Annotated in this window: 14 protein-coding genes and 3 tRNA genes; 12 read left to right on the top strand and 5 right to left on the bottom strand. The window is 70.8% G+C overall.

Features of this window, described 5'->3' with window-relative positions; genetic code table 11:
* Window positions 1-418 precede the first annotated feature (418 nt).
* The 3 genes from mobF (at window position 419) to ACFQW6_RS05420 (ending at window position 3,802) form a co-directional block, all read left to right on the top strand.
* Window positions 419-3,202 carry a MobF family relaxase gene (gene mobF, locus ACFQW6_RS05430; protein WP_378542058.1) on the top strand — a complete coding sequence of 928 codons (2,784 nt, stop codon included), beginning with the start codon at window positions 419-421 and terminating at the stop codon, window positions 3,200-3,202.
* A gap of 170 nt (window positions 3,203-3,372) precedes the next feature.
* Entirely contained in the window at window positions 3,373-3,612 is a 240-nt protein-coding gene (locus ACFQW6_RS05425) for a hypothetical protein (RefSeq protein ID WP_378542056.1), read from the top strand.
* Window positions 3,605-3,802: a helix-turn-helix domain-containing protein gene (locus ACFQW6_RS05420; RefSeq protein ID WP_378542054.1), complete on the top strand. Its 198-nt coding sequence runs from the start codon at window positions 3,605-3,607 to the stop codon at window positions 3,800-3,802. Before ACFQW6_RS05425 ends, ACFQW6_RS05420 begins: the two co-directional genes overlap by 8 nt.
* 463 nt (window positions 3,803-4,265) lie before the next feature.
* Here the strand turns inward: ACFQW6_RS05420 and ACFQW6_RS05415 are convergent, their stop codons facing one another.
* The 5 genes from ACFQW6_RS05415 to ACFQW6_RS05395 form a co-directional block, all read right to left on the bottom strand.
* Window positions 4,266-8,060, bottom strand: coding sequence for a PKD domain-containing protein (locus ACFQW6_RS05415; RefSeq protein WP_378542052.1), 3,795 nt, complete (start codon window positions 8,058-8,060; stop codon window positions 4,266-4,268).
* 1,033 nt (window positions 8,061-9,093) lie between these two features.
* A complete protein-coding gene (locus ACFQW6_RS05410; protein ID WP_378542050.1) occupies window positions 9,094-9,654 on the bottom strand; it encodes a hypothetical protein in 561 nt (186 codons plus the stop codon).
* A gap of 463 nt (window positions 9,655-10,117) precedes the next feature.
* A tRNA-Val gene (locus ACFQW6_RS05405) sits at window positions 10,118-10,192 on the bottom strand.
* A gap of 21 nt (window positions 10,193-10,213) precedes the next feature.
* Window positions 10,214-10,284 (bottom strand) — tRNA-Cys (locus ACFQW6_RS05400).
* A 36-nt stretch (window positions 10,285-10,320) separates the two neighbouring features.
* Window positions 10,321-10,393 (bottom strand) — tRNA-Gly (locus ACFQW6_RS05395).
* Between the two features lie 138 nt (window positions 10,394-10,531).
* On the opposite strand from ACFQW6_RS05395, the gene ACFQW6_RS05390 reads away from it, so the two are divergent.
* From ACFQW6_RS05390 to lgt, 9 genes are all read left to right on the top strand, one after another.
* Window positions 10,532-11,359 (top strand): aminotransferase class IV, encoded by an 828-nt coding sequence (locus ACFQW6_RS05390; RefSeq protein WP_378542048.1) that lies wholly within the window; start codon window positions 10,532-10,534, stop codon window positions 11,357-11,359.
* The gene (gene hisI, locus ACFQW6_RS05385) at window positions 11,356-11,718 is read left to right on the top strand and encodes a phosphoribosyl-AMP cyclohydrolase (protein ID WP_378542046.1); all 363 of its coding nucleotides are present in this window, start codon (window positions 11,356-11,358) and stop codon (window positions 11,716-11,718) included. Before ACFQW6_RS05390 ends, hisI begins: the two co-directional genes overlap by 4 nt.
* The gene (locus ACFQW6_RS05380) at window positions 11,711-12,355 is read left to right on the top strand and encodes a Trp biosynthesis-associated membrane protein (protein ID WP_378542044.1); all 645 of its coding nucleotides are present in this window, start codon (window positions 11,711-11,713) and stop codon (window positions 12,353-12,355) included. Before hisI ends, ACFQW6_RS05380 begins: the two co-directional genes overlap by 8 nt.
* Window positions 12,356-12,397: 42 nt before the next feature.
* Window positions 12,398-12,598, top strand: coding sequence for an HGxxPAAW family protein (locus ACFQW6_RS05375; RefSeq protein ID WP_378542042.1), 201 nt, complete (start codon window positions 12,398-12,400; stop codon window positions 12,596-12,598).
* A gap of 78 nt (window positions 12,599-12,676) precedes the next feature.
* Window positions 12,677-13,474, top strand: a complete 798-nt coding sequence (trpC, locus tag ACFQW6_RS05370) for an indole-3-glycerol phosphate synthase TrpC (protein WP_378542040.1) — start codon at window positions 12,677-12,679, stop codon at window positions 13,472-13,474.
* Window positions 13,475-13,476: 2 nt separating this feature from the next.
* Window positions 13,477-14,802, top strand: coding sequence for a tryptophan synthase subunit beta (trpB, locus tag ACFQW6_RS05365; protein WP_378542607.1), 1,326 nt, complete (start codon window positions 13,477-13,479; stop codon window positions 14,800-14,802).
* A complete protein-coding gene (trpA, locus tag ACFQW6_RS05360; protein ID WP_378542038.1) occupies window positions 14,799-15,602 on the top strand; it encodes a tryptophan synthase subunit alpha in 804 nt (267 codons plus the stop codon). The genes trpB and trpA overlap by 4 nt, the downstream gene beginning before the upstream one ends.
* Entirely contained in the window at window positions 15,592-16,188 is a 597-nt protein-coding gene (locus ACFQW6_RS05355) for an SCO family protein (RefSeq protein ID WP_378542036.1), read from the top strand. The genes trpA and ACFQW6_RS05355 overlap by 11 nt, the downstream gene beginning before the upstream one ends.
* 8 nt (window positions 16,189-16,196) lie before the next feature.
* The gene (gene lgt / locus ACFQW6_RS05350; protein WP_378542034.1) at window positions 16,197-17,129 is read left to right on the top strand and encodes a prolipoprotein diacylglyceryl transferase; all 933 of its coding nucleotides are present in this window, start codon (window positions 16,197-16,199) and stop codon (window positions 17,127-17,129) included.
* The last annotated feature ends 64 nt before the right edge of the window (window positions 17,130-17,193 follow it).

The raw sequence follows: 17,193 nt of genomic DNA, 5'->3' as shown, positions 1-17,193 counted from the left end.
GCAACCGCAAACGCGCTACGGCCCTGATGGGGCCGTGAGGTGAAAAGGGAGACCCGCTCAACTCAACCGAGAACAGGGCTTCGGGTCAATGACGCGGTGCGAACACGGGCATGGGCGGCGCGTCGGGTATCCGACGAGTGACCAGCTCAAAGCTGCGTAACCAGCGTCCAGGGCGCTGAGATTTCTCAATCGCACACACAGCATCTCCATCTTGCTGCTCAGGCGCCTATCAGCCCTCCTGCCGCTCCAGCCGACCCTTCGTTGACGACGAGAGACGACTCTCGGAACGCGAGCGCCGAAGCACTCCTGAACCTCTGACAACTCTGCGGCACGCATGCTACGAAGGTCCGTAGATCGGTCCGCCCCTCGGGGCGGGCCGAGCGTCATTTCAAGGCTAGGTGACGAGTGCTGACGGGCGGTGACGAGCACGATGCACGGTGGGGTCAAGTTCTACCGGGGGTCTGCGGCCGCCGCGCGCTCATACGTTGAGGCCGACCACTCGCGCGCCGACGACTACTACCTCGCCGAGGGCACCGGGGTGGCTGAGCGATACGTCGCCACCTGTTCCCGGGACGCGGGGGGACGCGGCGTTTCCGCAGTTCAGAACGGGGGGACGCTGGATGGGGACGCCTTCGAGCGGTGGGTCGCCGGCCTCGACGTCGTGACGGGGATGCCGAAGGGTCGGCTGCGTGACGACACCCATGCCCTGCGGTTCGTCGAGGTCGTCGTCAACGGCCCGAAGTCCTGGTCGCTCGCCGCCGCACTTCACCCCGAGATTGCGACGGCGTACGACGCCGCGATGGATCGGGCGGCGGGTGAGGTGATCGGGTGGGTGGCCGAGCACGGCACCACGCGGGTCGGGCCACGTGGCCGTCAGGTGCAGGTCGCCGTGGAGAAGCTTGAGGCGGCTGTCGTGCGTCACTACACCTCGCGGGCTGGTGACCCGCACCGTCACCTTCACGTGCAGATCAACGCCCGCGTGTTCGCGCGCGGGGCGTGGCGTGGTCTGCACTCGGTCGGGGTCGTCGACAGCATCGAGGCGCTCAACGGGATCGGGCACGCGGCCGTGATGTGTGACCCCGAGTTCCGGACCGCGCTTGCTGCGCGGGGTTACACGCTCGACGACGCCGGCGAGATCCAGCAGCTCGCGCCATATGTTGGTGGGTTCAGCCAGCGTGCCGCACAGATCAGCCGCAACGTCGACCGGTACGAGGCGGACTGGCGTGCCGAGCACCCCTACGAGGAGCCGGGGCCGCGGCTGCGCCAGTCCTGGGACCGGCGTGCGTGGGCGGATGCGCGGCCGGACAAGGTCGTGCCTCGCAGCGGCGCCGATCTGGCCGCCGCGTGGAACACGGAACTGCGCGACCTCGGCTTCACGCCACCGACCCGACCGACCCACCCGGCGTCAGCGCCGGGTCTGCAGATCGGTCGGCTCAACCGCGACGTCGCCGCCGACCTCGTGCTCACCCGGCTCGGCGCCAGGCGGTCGGCGTGGAACGCACCCGACATTCGTGGGGAGGTCGAACGACTGATCGCCGCTGTGGGGGTGGTCGCCGAACGACCCGTCCGTCATGAGCTGGTCGAGGACATCGCCGAGCGCGCCAGGACGCGGTCTGTGCCGTTGTTGCAGCGAGGGGACGTACCTGAGCACATCCGCAGCCTGACGTCCGAGCGGGTACTCGCTGTCGAAGCCGACCTGGTCGACACACTGGCGGCGCGCGCCTCGCAACCGGTGACCACTGCGGGCCGGCTCCGCGGCAGCCAGCACCTCGACCCGGCGCAGCAACGCGTCGTCGCGGCGCTGGCCGGCGGCGCTGGTCTGCTCGTGATCGAGGGCGCCGCCGGAACGGGCAAGACCGCGACCCTGGCCGCGGCACGCGCCGTACTCGACGCATCGGAGCGGCGGCTCGTTGTTGTCGCCCCGACGCTCAAGGCTGCCCAAGCGGCACGGCAGCAGGTCGGCGCCGATGCGTTCTCCGCCGCCTGGCTGGCCCACCAACACGGGTACCGCTGGGACGACGACGGCCATTGGACACGAGTCGACACGAGACCCGACGCCGCACCCGAAGCCCGTCCCGATGCACGCGCACGCCTGCTCCCCGGTGATGTCCTCCTCGTCGACGAGGCCGGCATGCTCGACCAGGACACCGCTCGCGCGCTGTTCGCCATCGCCGACCGAGCGCACGCCACCATCGCGCTGCTCGGAGACCGCCACCAACTCCCAGCCGTTGGGCGCGGCGGCGTCCTCGACCTTGCCGCACGCTGGGTGCGACCCGCAGCGCATCACGAGCTCGAGTCGGTCCACCGGTTCAGCGACCCCGCGTACGCCGACCTGAGCCTGCTCATGCGCACTGGTGAGCGGTCTGATGAGGTCTTCGAGAAGCTGCTCGAGCGTGGCCAGATCGTCGTCCACGCCAGCGAGGTCGAACGCACCGCAGCCCTGGCCGCCATCAGCGTCAACTGTGCCCGTGACGGTGCTGATGACGGTGACCAGCTGATCATCGCTGACACCCGGGATCAGGTCAGCTTGCTGAACGCAGCCATCCGCGACGGCCGTAACGGTGCCGGCGAGCGCCTTGGTGAGCAATCTGGTGAACGGTCTGGTGAGCGGTCTGATGAACTGGTCACGCGTCGTGGTGAGCGGATCGGTCTCGGTGACCGGGTCGCCACCCGACGCAACGACCGCGATCTCGGGGTCGCCAACCGGGACACCTGGACGGTGGCCGGGACCGGCGAGGACGGCAGCCTGATCGTCACCGGCCGCGCGGGCCAACGTGTCCTTCCCGCCGAGTACGTCCGCGAGCACGTCGAGCTTGCCTTCACGACCACCGCCTACGGAGCCCAGGGCGAGACCGTCGACTCGGCCCACTTCGTGCTCGGGGAGACGACCGGCGCCGCATCGGCGTACGTCGCCATGACCCGCGGCCGTCACCGCAACACCGCCCACCTGGTCGCCGAGTCCGTCGACGACGCCCGTAGCCAATGGGTCGAGGTCTTCAGCCGCGACCGGGCCGACCTCGGACCACGCCACGCCGCACAGAGGGCCGCCAACGACATCGACCGGTACGGACCGAACGCGCCGTCGCGGCGGTCGCCTGCCGCGGCGATGCAGGCGGCGGCGTTGCAGGAGGGCGCTCAGCGGCGTCCGGTCCCTCAGCCGATCCCGACCTCCACGTCGACGCCGCGCGGGATCGGCCGCTGACCGACTTCCTCGCGTCGAGTGATCGCCCGGACAGACCTGCACGACATAGGTGACCAGGAGAGCTTCCGGTTTCGACAGCAGTGGTCACAGACGTCCGATCTGCCGAGCGCGAAGTTGCTTCTCCTGATGGGCCGCTGAACCCGTCGGCGGCCAGGACGAGAGGCGAAGCGATGGTGACACCCATCGGCATCCCAGACGACTGGGACGACAACAACCTGATCCTGTTCGAGGAGTTCTGTGAGCTCATCCGTACACCGCAACGCACCGTTCGTGACTGGCGCCAGCGGGGCGTCGGCCCACGCTGGACTCGGTTCCAGGGTGTCGGCCGGCTCTACATCACTGTCGCCGAGGCCCGACGCTTCCTCGCCTCGGCCACCGTCACGCGATCGGAGGCGAGGTCCGATGGCTGAGCGACGCGCCATCCCGGTCTACCTCAGCCTCGAGGAGGCTGCTGACTGCATGTCGGTCTCGGTCAAGACGATCCGGCGATGGATCGCCGCCGGCACGCTGCCTGCTTACCGCTGTGGCAAGCGCGCCATCCGGATCAAGCTCGACGACCTCGAGGCCTCCCCTCGGAAGATACCCGCCGCGCGGATCTAGGTCCGTCGGCCACAGCCAGGAGAGCATGTCGATGGTGAACTGGCTATGGCGACATCCGCACATGCCGATGTGCGGTAAGCGAGGGCAGTGGACGGCACCCACTCCGTCGCGCTGGTTGCCGACGAGTGGGCGAGTGCGGATGGCCGCCCTGTAGCCCATCCACGGGTGGCAAGGTCAACCCCCAACGCTCGGTGGTGCCGCGTACGACGCCAGTGGTGCGGGCAGCGACGGCGGGCGTCGCGTCGATGCCGCGCGACCTTCGTGCCAGGCAGAACACGACGGCGGCTGCATGAGGTACGAAGTCGGAACCACGGCGGTGGCAACAGGTCCGCACTGCAGCACCGTTGTTGTGGCCCACGTGCCAATGCGTTGAGGGGCCGCCCGCCCCCGTTGGGGGGCGGGCGGCCGGTGGGCCCCGGCCGTGCGTGGGGTTGGGACCGGGGCCGCGGGGGGAGGCTGTGACTCAGCGGGCGACGCGGAAGCCTTCGACGTAGGCCGTGCCCCGCTTCACGACCAGCCGGAGGCGGTGCGGGCGGTCTGTGCCGAGGCCGGAGACCACCGCGTGCCGGTCGAGGCGCGGGCTGGTGCGTCGGCCCTTGAATGACACCGTCCCGATGCGGGTGCCGTCGATGAAGAGGACGGCCTTGCCGCCCTTCCGGGCCCGGCCCAGGACCAGGTCGATCGCGTCGCCTTGGAAGCCGACCCGCAGGACGTCGCGACCGGCCCGCCTGCCGCCGTTGTCGCAGTAGGACCCGCCCGGCGCGTCACCCTGCACGACGCGCCAGCTGCCAAGGTGGCCGACCGCCCGACCGTGGCACGGCAGGGGCCGGACCAACGCCGCCGGTGCGGCGGACGCCACGACGACCGTGGCCTGACCGGCACCACCCGAACCGCCGCCCGTCCCCGGCGTGCCCGGCGTCCCCGGCGTGCCCGGCGTCCCCGGGGCAGGCGTCGGGTCGGTCGGGGTCGGCTGGCCGGGTTGCGGCGTGATGGTGATGCGGACGGTCGCGGTGTCGGTGAGACCGGCGGCGTCTGAGACGGTCACCGTGGCGTCGTACGTGCCCGGGTTGCCGTACACGTGCTCGACGACAGTACCGGTGGCGTCCTTCGACGTCCCGCCGTTGCCGAGGTCCCACGAGTACGTGAGAGCACCGGGCGTCTCGGCGTCGGTGCTCCCGCTCGCGTCGAGCGTCACCCGGGTACCGGGCGCGCCGCTGGCGGGCGTGGCCGTGGCCGCGGCGTCGGGAGCGGTGTTCGCCGTGGGCGTGGGCTCGTCGCCGTAGCCGTAGTCGAACGGCGCACACCCTTCGCCGAGGGTGAACCGGACGTCGCCGGTCAGGTCGCCGTCGGACGCCTGCGGACCCTCGCCGGCTTCCGTGCCGTCGCCGTTGCCGGTCATGTCGAGCACGTCGAAGGTCAGGCAGTCGTAGTCGAACTCCCAGTTGCCCGACGCGCTACTCGGGTCTGCGTAGTTGTCGGTCCAGCCGTCGCCTGCGTCGGAGAAGTGCGTGTCGCCGGCGGCGTCGGTCCAGGCGGCGTCGGCGAGGTCGGGCGTGTCGCTGCCCGGCTCGGGCTGGCTGTCCAGCGGCGACTGGGCCGGCGGATCGTCCGTGCCGGCGTTGCCGTAGCCGTGCGCCTCATCGGTGTAGGCGGCGTAGAGGCCGGACGCGAACGCGGGCGCGCCGCGGTCGGCCTGGCCGTTGCCGTCGAGGTCGAAGCCCGAGCGGTCGCGCATCTCCAGGTAGTACGCGTGGTCCGAGGGACCCTCGGCGCCGGCCGCGACGTACTGCCAGCCCTGGCCGCACGTGCCCGGCCCGTCGGCTCGGCAGCCGCCGTTGAAGACGCGCGGGTCGTCGGTGGTGCCGCTGTCCTCGAAGTCGGTCGCGTAGATCTCCCGCGTCGAGCCGTCGGGCAGCGTCGCGGTGATCTTCACGTCGTCGATGAACCAGCCGGGTCGCGCCAGGCCCGGGTCGGTGGCGTAGCTGAGGCGCAGCACCGGGGTGTCCGAGCCGACCAGGTCGGAGATGTCGTAGGAGTCGGCGAGGAACACCATGTCGGGGGTGTTGCCGAGCTTGCGGTCGGTCGCCTCCGAGCCGGCCGCGTAGGAGCCGGACGTGCCGGTGATCCCGTTGTCGTACGTCGCCTGGCACCCGTTCTGGTTGGGGTTGCCGGCCAGCGGGTCGGTGTTGGAGGTGGTGTAGCCGTTGGCGGAGGGGTGCGAGGCGAACTCTTTGCCGCCGTCCTTGGAGGTGAGGACGTAGCCGTAGTCGTAGTCCCACTCGATGTCCCACATGGACTTGAAGTCCAGCGAGAGCTTCGTTCCGGCGGGCAGCGACGCGGCCTCCGGGATCGCGAGGTCGAAGTTGTGCCCGCCGTTGTCGGTCGAGCAGCCGAAGTCGTTGCCCGAGCGCGACCACCAGGTGTGCGACGCGGACGCCTTGTCGCCGGTGTCGAACTTGGCCGGGTCGAGCAGCACGCGGCCGGGCAGCTTGGCGACGTACATCTGGGTGTTCTGCACGCGGCCGACGCCGCCCTGCCCCTCGGTGAGGGTGTACGCCGTACCGGCGGGGGTCTGCCACGTGATGGCGTTCGTGTCCTGCTTGGAGTCGGTGATGCCGGACTCGGTGCGGTCGGAGTCGAGCACCTCGGGAACGACCCAGCCGAGCTCCTGACGTCCGAAGGCGTCGATGTTGTGCGACTTGTCGGTCGCCATGAGGTTCCAGTCGCCGTAGGTCTCACGGCTGCCGGTGGAGTAGAAGTCCGGCAGGCCGAGCGAGTGGCCGTACTCGTGCGAGATCACCGACGCGTGGTCGATCGCGGTCTCCGGGTTGAGGTTGTAGGGCCCGACGCGCACGAACACCTTGAGGGCCTCGCCCTTGTCGACGGTCGTCATCGCCGAGTACGAGTCGTCGGTGTACCAGAGCGGCTCGCCCTCGAGGTTCTTCAACTGGTCGTCGGTGGTGAAGCCGGGCAGGCCGGTTGCCGGGTCGGTGTAGTAGAACTCCAGGCTCGAGGAGTGCGGCCAGATGTTGTCGTACGGCAGGTCGGGCGCCCCGGTGTTCGGGTTGGGCAGGTCGCAGCCGGCGACGCTCAGCTGGGACGCGCCGTTGCCGCCGCAGCCGGCGAAGACGGCCATGAAGAAGTCCACGACGCCGTCCTTGTCGGTGTCGTAGTCGGAGTAGTCGATCTCCGGGTCGGCGATGGCGGCGGCGTCGACGACGATCTTGCCCGTGGGGCCGCACCCGGAGTCGATCTGCTGCAGTGCACCAACCCCGGCCAGCGAGCCGATGACCGCGGAGCCGTTGGCGTCCGAGCCGTAGTAGCCGGTGGTCCCGGGCAGCTGGTACACGCCGTCACGGATGCGCTCGGTGTAGAGCGGGTTCGTCGGGAGCGGGCTGTCGGCGTACGTGACGCCGGCGCAGGTCTGACCCGGCACGACCCTGGTGAACGGGAACGGCTTGTCGCCGCCGGTGGAGGTGTTGCCCGGGTAGGTGAAGTCCGCGGTCGCGATGCCGGTCGAGGGAACCGTCCCGTGCGGGTAGAGCTGGCCGATGCTCATCTCCTGGAACAGGTTGAACGTCGATCCCTCGTAGGTCGGGTCGTTGATGACGGTGTCGAGCGAACGGTCGTGGGCGCCGTAGTCACGGTCGGTGTAGGCGACGGGCACGACCGGGAACGGTCGGTCGCCGTAGCGCGCCGTGTCGTACTCCGAACCCGGTGGGATCACCTTGGGGCCGTGGCTGGTGAGCGCCTTCGTGGCGCCCGCGGCGGTGACGGTCGCGGTCGTCGACAGGTCACGCCACACGATCGTGGGCAGTTGGGCGAGCGTTGCCGCGCGGCTCTCGAGGACCAGCGTCCTGCTGGATCCCTCCGCGAGGGTGCCGACGTCCCAGGTGTACGTCCCGGCGTTGACCGTCGCGGTACCGGCCTTGACGATCGTGCTTCCCACCGGGGCTGCGACGGTGACCGTCGCGCCGGAGACAGGAAGGGGCGAGGTGTTGCGGACAATGACCCGCGAGGGGTACGTCTCACCGGGCTTGACCCAGCCGACCGCGGAGACGAAGGAGTTCTCGACCTCCAGGCCGCCCACGACCCCCTCCGAGTCGACGGCGTCCGACGACGCTGGAGCGCGCGGCGCGGGCGCGGCGCTGGCGGAGCCGGTGCTGACCGCGGTGACGGTCAGCATCCCGGCGAGGAGGACGGAGGCGGCTGCAGTGCGCAACAGGTGGACCGGCTCGGGCCGACGAGATCGGGACATCGGGAATCCTCGGGGTGCTGAGGACGCGTGCGAAGGCGCGTCGATGACCGATGAACGAAGCGGCGGCCCGGAAGTTACTGGGGGTCGGCTCGTTTGCCTCCAGCTAGCGGCCACTCGGCCTTCGTCCGGGGGTTCATGCAGCGAGCGGCCCCGCGCCTAGCGGGGGTTGGCGGACCGGGGCCGCTCGCTGCGCCCATGTGCATCCGGCCGATTGGGGGGCGCGGCCGGCGCGGGCAGCACGAACCGTAAAGGAAGCGCTGGGACAGATCACTGGCGGGGTCGTCCGTCTCGACGACCAGATGGGTTGAGACCCCATGCGCGCGCCCTCGTTCCGAGGGGGGAGGGACGAGGGCGCGCGCTCATGGGGTGCGCAGACCGTAGCGAGGCACACAGCGCGTGGTCTGCCCCCGCCTCGGTGGGATACGCAAACTTGAGCAAACCTTTGCCGCGTGTCCAAGCCTTGGCCAATCTGCGCCCCGCGCGTTAGAGCCGCCGCTTCCGACGTCGGCGCGCCGATGGGCAGTTCCTGGCGGCGGACAAAGCTGCAGTCGTTGGACGGATGCGATTGGGGATGGGTGAGGCTTGATGGTGCACGCCATTGCTGGACACGATCCTGTTGAGCTGGCCCGAACCACACCACCTCACGGGTCGCAACCACATCTGATGGGCAGCGGCGAATGAGAGCGTCCCGCCGATCATCTGGATCAGAGTCTGGCCAGACACCGATCCTGCGGGAAGTCTCCTAGCAGCAGCGATGAACGCACGATCTGCGGATGTCGGGACACTCGGCCAAGCCAATGAATTCTCGCGACCAGCCGTAACACTTGGCCCATTTCGGACGCTGCAGGAGACGGATCCCCCGGCCCCCGTGTTCCGACCTCCCGCCGGTTCACGGGGTCCCCCCAGTGCCGGGGCATCCGCCCACACAGGGCGGCGTCGCGATTAACAGCTGGAGGATCGCGTCGCCGTTCTGGTCTGCGGTCAGGGGGCGAGAGAGGATCGTGGCCAGGCCGCGACCGGGAGCGCGTGTCCCTCATGAATGAAACGGCAGCGCTGCGCGACGATTCGCCCTTGACCTGCCTGTCGCTACGGCTCGGGTGGGCCAGCGCATGAAGAGCTCGCGGCCGCCGACTGCGAGGAGTGCCGCGAGCGTCCAGAGTCCGACCGAGATGGACAGGTAGTGAACGCCGTCGTACAGGTTGCGATGGTCAGGGTCAGCCACCGCGTAGGCGATGAACGGCAAGGCGGCGGCCCACAGTGTCGCGAGGGTCGGAGCCAACCAGATCGGCCGGCGGCGGGCGAGCGCCCATCCGCCGACCAGGGCGCTGAGCAGGAACACTCCGAGGCCCATGGGGGCTCCCAGGAACGGCAGTGCGAGGAGGGCCGCGAGTCGCCAGAGCTTGGAGCGGCCGGTCAGGCGCGCGCCTCGGACCAGTCCCAGTCCTAGCCCGCCGATCGCGGCACTGATGATGATCGCCAGGGTGCCGGACCAGGTGAACGCCTCCGGATGGACCACGATCAGTCGCATCCACAGGCGCGCGAGCGCGCCGACCCAGGCACCCAGCAGCAGTCCTAGCGCGCCCCAGGCGAGCATCGGTCAGACCACCGGCGAGCGCGCGACCGTCATAAGGTCGCGGACGCGATGGCCCTGAAGGTTGACCCGCTCCTGTGTGGCGGGGTCAGCGCCACGGGAGACGGCGACGGCCATACAGCATTGTCAGCATGACCCGGCGACCCCGGCAAGGGTTCTTCGGACCGCGGGAGCCGACGGAGAAGCCGTCGCGGAACTGTGAGTCGCACGTGGCGCGACCAACTGGCCTGGATCTGCCCGGACACCCCGACGGCCACGTCCGGCGACTGCCCCAATCAGCTTGTCCCAGCGTCTGACCGAGGACCAGAGGCAGATCTGCTCCCCGCGTGGCTGCCTTCGGGACCACGCCGCGTTAAGCGGGTCTGGAACGTGCGACTTGCCACGCGGCGTTCGTTGCCTTGTTGCACGTATGTTGCACGAGAGGCCGTTTCCCAAGCGGGAAACGGCCTCTGACCTGCATGTTCTCTGGTGGGCGATACTGGGTTTGAACCAGTGACCTCTTCCGTGTCAAGGAAGCGCGCTACCGCTGCGCCAATCGCCCGGGTCTTGAGTTGTGACTGCGAGGTGGGTACGGGATTTGAACCCGTGTAGACGGATTTGCAGTCCGTTGCCTCGCCTCTCGGCCAACCCACCGTGGAGGTTCCGGAAATGTACGGGGGAGACCTTCCGAGCGGACAACGAGACTCGAACTCGCGACCTCAACCTTGGCAAGGTTGCGCTCTACCAACTGAGCTATGTCCGCCTGCATCCCTGTGCCGTTTCACCGGCCCTGAGTGCGAGTGGAACAGTAGTACATGCCCGACGAGGCGCCAAAATCGCCCCCCTCGTCCGCGGGTCCCACCCGTCTCAGGAGCCACCTCCGGACCTCTAGAGTGACGCCATGCGCGCGTGGATCGACGGTGACCTGCTGGCCGACCCGACCCAGGGGGCGATCGCGGTCACCGACCACGGCTTCACCGTCGGCGACGGTGTGTTCGAGGCGGTGAAGACGCTGAACGGCGTGCCCTTCGCGCTGACGCGGCACCTCGCCCGGCTGGAACGGAGCGCCTCCGGCCTGGGGCTGCCGGCGCCCCAGCTCGACGACGTACGTCGTGGCGTCGAGGCCGTGCTCGACGGCGCCCAGGACGACCCGATCGGTCGCCTGCGGATCACCTGGACCGCCGGGCCGAGCCCGATGGGGTCGGGACGCGGTGGGGGACCGGCGACGCTGGTGGTGGCCTACAGCGCGATCGACCACGCGGCCGCCGAGACCGCGGTCGTGACCGTCCCGTGGACCCGCAACGAGAACGGCGCCACCGCGGGGCTCAAGACCACGTCGTACGCCGAGAACGTGATCGCGCTCGCGCACGCCCGGAGGGACGGCGGGACCGAGGCGATCCTCGCCAACACGGCCGGCGACCTGTGCGAAGGCACCGGGTCCAACGTGTTCTACGTCCTCGACGGCGAGCTGCGCACCCCGAGCCTGGCGTCGGGATGCCTCGCCGGCATCAGCCGTGAGCTGGTCCTCGAGTGGTGCGGCGCCACGGAGGTCGACGCGCCGCTGACTGAGGTCCGGGCACGTGCGAGCGAGGCGTTCCTCGTCTCCACGACGCGCGACGTCCAGGCCATCGCCCGCTGGGACGACCGCGAGCTTCCCGCGCCCGGCCCGGTCACGCAGCGCTGCGCCGAGACGTGGGCCGCCCGCGAGGCTGAGACCATGGAGCCATGACAAGCCCCGACTCCGCCCTCGACCCGGCGATCTCCGCTCGCCTGCGGCACACGGCCGAGGGCCTCGTCCCCGTCGTCGTCCAGCAGCACGGGTCGGGCGAGGTCCTGATGCTGGCGTGGGTCGACGACGAGGCGCTCGCTCGCACCATCGACACCGGGCGGGCGACGTACTGGTCCCGGTCGCGCCGGGAGTACTGGGTCAAGGGCGACACCTCCGGCCACGTCCAGTGGCTGAAGGAGGTCCGCCTCGACTGCGACGGCGACACGCTCCTCTTCGTCGTCGACCAGGAAGGTGCTGCCTGCCACACCGGCGACCACACCTGCTTCGACGCCGACCTGGTGCACCGGGTCGATGGCTGACCCGGGGACGGAGCACGAGGTGCGACCCGCGACGACGCGGCGCACCTTCGGGCCCGTCGTCGCGCTGGGCCTAGCCTCGGGCGCGCTGGGGGCGTGGGCCGGCAGCAAGCCCTGGGTCGACGGCACGGGAGCCGAGTCGGCACCCGGCATGGGTTCCGAGGGGTGGGGCATGGCGTGGGGTGAGGTCGCCACGTCGCCGCTCGCCACGGCCCTGGCCTTCGTCGTCCTCGCCTGCTGGGGCGTCCTGCTGGTCACCCGCGGGAGGTTCCGCCGGGCCGTGGCCGCGCTGGCCGTGCTGGCCGCGCTGGGCTACGCCGCGACCGTCGTGTGGGCGCCGTTGAGCCTTCCCGACCACCTCGTCGAACAGGTACGTCGCCGGACCGGGCTCACGCTCGACGACACCTCGCTGACCGGCTGGTACTGGCTCGCCGCCGTCGCGGCGCTCCTGGTGCTCGCCTCCACCGTCCTCGCCCTGCGCCTGGTCCGCACGTGGCCCGAGATGGGCTCGAGGTACGACGCGCCGACCGGCGCCCGCGGCCACGACGGCGCCGACCAGTCCGAGGCCCCCGCCGACCGCCCGACCGACAACATCGACATCTGGAAGGCCCTCGACGAGGGCAGGGACCCCACCGCCTAGACTCGTCGCGCACACCGCTCGACTGACGAAGGAGCACCAACGATGGCTGCTGGCCACGGCAACACCCCCGCTGCTTGGACCGCTGTGGCGATCGCGATGGTCGGCTTCGTCGTGGGCAGCGTCGCCCTGCTGCAGGTCCCGACCCAGATGACACTGCTCTGGATCGGCATCGCCATCGCCGTCCTCGCGTTCCCGCTGTTCCTCGTGCTGTCCAGGCTCGGCTTCAACTCCTCCGAGCACTGAGTCGCACCCCGCCACGGGCACGTCCGTCCACTGGGCACCGGCCCCGGACGGAGTAGGCGCGGGTGAGAGGCTGAGGTCATGCCAGCGACCGGTTCCGTCCTCGACGACATCGTCGCGGGAGCACGCGAGGACCTCGCCCGCCGCGAGGCCTCGCTCCCGCTGGGTGAGCTGCGAGCCCGCCTCGTCGACGCCCCCACGCCGCGCGACCCGATGCCGCACTTCCGCGCGACCGGGTCGAGCGTGATCGCGGAGGTCAAGCGGCGCAGCCCGAGCAAGGGCGCCCTCGCCGACATCCCGGACCCGGCGTCCCTCGCGCAGGCCTACGCCCGCGGTGGTGCTGCGGCGATCTCGGTGCTGACCGAGGAGCGCCGCTTCGGCGGCAGCCTCGACGACCTGCGCACCGTGCGCGCCGCGGTGGACACCCCGGTCCTGCGCAAGGACTTCATCGTCGAGAGCTACCAGCTCATGGAGGCCCGCGCCGCCGGCGCCGATCTCGCGCTGCTGATCGTCGCTGCGCTCGACGACGACACCCTGCGCCGCCTCCACGACGAGGCGACCGCGCTCGGCCTCACCGTCCTGGTCGAGGTGCACGACGAGGCGGAGGCCGAGCGGGCACTGGCCCTCGAGGCCGAGCTGATCGGCGTCAACAGCCGCAACCTCAAGACCCTCGAGGTGGACCCCGACGTCTTCGGGCGCCTCGCCCCCCAGATGGAGGGCCACGCGGTCCTCGTCGCCGAGAGCGGCATCACCGGTGTCGCCGACGTCCAGCGCTTCGTCTCCGAGGGAGCAGGCGTGGTGCTGGTCGGCGAGGCACTGGTCAAGGACGGCGACCCCGAGGCCGCCGTACGAACGATGACAGGAGTGACGGCGCCGTGAGCGTGCAGTCGAACAGCCAGGTGAGCGGGCAGACGAGCGGGACCGGCCGGTACGACGCCGACGAGCGCGGCTACTTCGGGGTGACGTGGGGCGGGCGCTTCATGCCCGAGGCCCTCGTCGCGGCGCTGGACGAGCTGACCGAGGCCTGGCGCGAGGCGATGGCCGACGAGGCGTTCGTCGCCACCTTCGAGCGGGTGCTGCGCGACTACGCCGGCACGCCGAGCCGGCTGTACCACGCCGAGCGGCTCTCCGACCTCGTCGGTGCGCGCGTGCTGCTCAAGCGCGAGGACCTCAACCACACCGGCGCCCACAAGATCCGCAACGTCCTCGGTCAGGCCCTGCTCACCAAGCGGATGGGCAAGACCCGGGTGATCGCCGAGACCGGCGCCGGCCAGCACGGGGTCGCCAGCGCCACCGCGGCCGCGTGGTTCGACCTCGACTGCACCGTCTACATGGGGGCCGTCGACACCCGGCGCCAGGCGCTCAACGTCGCCCGCATGCAGCTCCTCGGCGCCAAGGTCGTCCCGGTCGAGTCCGGCAGCGCGACGCTGAAGGACGCGATCAACGAGGCGCTGCGCGACTGGGTCGCCAGCGTCGACCACACCGCCTACCTCTTCGGCACCGCCGCCGGGCCGCACCCGTTCCCGAGCATGGTGCGCGACTTCTGCCGCGGCATCGGCGACGAGGCGCGCGCCCAGTGCCTCGAGCAGTACGGCGTCCTCCCGGACGCCGTCGCGGCGTGCGTCGGCGGCGGCTCCAACGCCATCGGTCTGTTCACCGCGTTCCTGGAGGACGAAGGCGTGGAGATCCACGGCTTCGAGCCCGGGGGAGACGGCGTCGAGACGGGCCGGCACGCGGCGACCATCCACGCCGGCGAGGCGGGTGTGCTGCACGGTGCCCGCACCTACGTGCTCCAGGACGACGACGGCCAGACGATCGAGTCCCACTCGATCTCCGCCGGCCTCGACTACCCGGGCGTCGGCCCCCAGCACTCGTGGCTGGCCGCGTCCGGGCGGGCGACGTACACGCCCGTCACGGACAGCCAGGCGATGGAGGCGATGGCGCTGCTGAGCCGCACCGAGGGCATCATCCCGGCCATCGAGTCCGCCCACGCGATCGCCGGTGCGCTCGACGTCGCCAAGCGGCTCGGCGAGGAGAAGGGCCCGGACGCGACGGTGCTCATCAACCTCAGCGGCCGCGGCGACAAGGACATGGGCACGGCCATCGAGTGGTTCGGCCTCGGTGACGCCGACCTCGGGCCGGACGCCGACCTCGAGCAGGTCGAGGCCGACGTCGCGTCCGACGTCGACACGGAGGCGCAGCAGTGACGTCGACCAGCACCGCGTTCGACCGCGCGAGGGCCGAGGACCGTGCCGCCCTGATCGGCTACCTCCCCGCCGGCTACCCGAGCGTCGACGGCTCCATCCGGGCCATGCGGGCGATGGTCGAGGCCGGCTGCGACGCCATCGAGATCGGCCTGCCCTACAGCGACCCCGTGATGGACGGCCCGACGATCCAGGCCGCCGCGCAGGCCGCGCTCGACGGCGGGATCCGCACGGTCGACGTGATGCGCGTGGTCGAGGAGGTCGCCGCGACGGGCGTGCCCACCCTGGTCATGACCTACTGGAACCCGGTCGAGCGCTACGGCGTCGAGCGGTTCGCCACCGACCTGGCCAGGGCCGGCGGCGCCGGCCTCATCACGCCCGACATCACCCCGGACCACGGCGGGGCGTGGGTCGCCGCCGCCGACGAGCACGACCTCGACAAGGTCTTCCTCGTCGCGCCCAGCTCGACCGACGAGCGCATCGCGATGACGGCCCATGCCAGCCGCGGCTTCGTCTACGCCGCCGCCGTCATGGGCGTCACCGGCGCGCGCGACGCCACCTCCGACCTCGCCGGCCCCCTGGTGCGACGGGTCCGCGCCGCGGGCGACGTTCCGGTGGCGGTCGGCATCGGGGTCAGCAACGGCGACCAGGCCGCCGAGGTGGCCGGCTTCGCCGACGGCGTCATCGTGGGCTCGGCGTTCGTCCGCTGCCTGCTCGACCACGAGGGCGACCAGGCCGCCGGCCTCGAGGCCCTCCGCAGCCTGACCGCCGACCTCGCCGAGGGCGTACGACGTGCGCGCTAGGGCACTCGCCGTGGTCCCGCTGCTGGCGCTGCTGGCGGCCTGCGGCGGGGGAGCGGAGTCGAGCGAGCTGACCGGCACTGTCCTCGACCCGCCGTTCGAGGTGTCGTCGACACCGCTGGTGGACACCGACGGTGCGGCCTTCAGCCTGGCCGACGACACCGACAAGGACCTCACGCTCGTCTTCTTCGGCTACACCAACTGCCCCGACATCTGCGGCCAGGTGATGGCGACGCTCGCCGGCACCCTCACCCGGTTCGACGAGGAGCAGAAGGAGCGCGTCGACGTCGTCTTCGTGACCACCGACCCGGCGCGCGACGACGAGGCGGTGACGCAGGACTACGTCAGCGCCTTCGACCCGAGCATCATCGGCCTCACCGGCGACCTCGACGACATCGTCGAGGTGGGCGAGAGCCTCGCCGTCGGGATCGCCAAGGGGGACAAGCTGCCCAGCGGCGGCTACGACGTCACCCACGGCACCCGCGTCTACGCCGTCGACGCCGACGACGAGGCGCCGATCATGTGGGACCACGACGTCTCGCAGGCCCAGCTGGCCCGCGACGTCACGATGTTGCTCGACGAAGGATGATGCTCCCCATGCTGACCGTGCCGTCCGTCATCGGATCGCCCCTCGTGACCCTGATGTCCATCCCGAGCCCCGCCGACGGCGTGTGGAACCTCGGGCCCGTGCCGATCCGCGGCTACGCGCTGAGCATCATCCTCGGCATCGTGCTCGCGATCTGGATCGGCGAGCGGCGCTGGGTCGCGCGCGGCGGCATCGCGGGGGAGGTCAGCGACCTGGCGATCTGGGCGGTGCCCTTCGGCCTGATCGGCGGCCGTCTCTACCACGTGATCACCGACTGGCAGCTCTACTTCGGGGAGGGCCGCAACCCGATCACCGCCCTGTACATCTGGCGCGGTGGACTCGGCGTGTGGGGGGCCATCGCCCTCGGCGCCTTCGGGTTGTGGCTCGGCGCGCGGACCAAGGGCATCAAGATGCTCCCGCTGATCGACGCTCTGGCACCCGGTGTGCTCGTGGCGCAGGCGGTCGGGCGCTGGGGCAACTGGTTCAACCAGGAGCTCTACGGCCGGCCCACCGACCTGCCGTGGGGCCTGGAGATCGACGTCGCGCACCGGCCGTCGCAGTACCTCGACCAGGCGACGTTCCACCCGGCCTTCCTCTACGAGTGCCTGTGGAACCTGGCTGCCTTCGCCCTCATCATCTGGCTCGACCGCCGCTTCCGCCTCGGCCACGGCCAGGTGGCCGCGCTCTACATCATGCTCTACACCCTCGGCCGCGGCTGGATCGAGAACCTCCGCATCGACGACGTGCAGATGGACGACGTCATGGGGCTGCGGCTCAACGTGTGGACCTCCATCGTGCTGTTCGTCCTCGCGGCGGCCTGGTTCATCTGGTCGGCAGTGAAGCACCCCGGCCGCGAGGACGTCGTGCGCACCCGGGAGCCCGAGGTCGAGCACGTCGAGGTCGAGCCCACCCAGGACGGACGTCCTGCCGGTCCCACGGCCTGACACACGGAGCGCCGGCGGCTCCCGCCGGTGATAGGTTCCGTCTTGCTCGGGCCAACGTCGTCCC

It is taken from the genome of Nocardioides sp. GCM10028917, from assembly GCF_042666175.1.
Classification (GTDB): domain Bacteria; phylum Actinomycetota; class Actinomycetes; order Propionibacteriales; family Nocardioidaceae; genus Nocardioides.
Note: the sequence above shows the minus strand (reverse complement) of the source record. Positions and strands in the feature narration are given on the sequence as shown.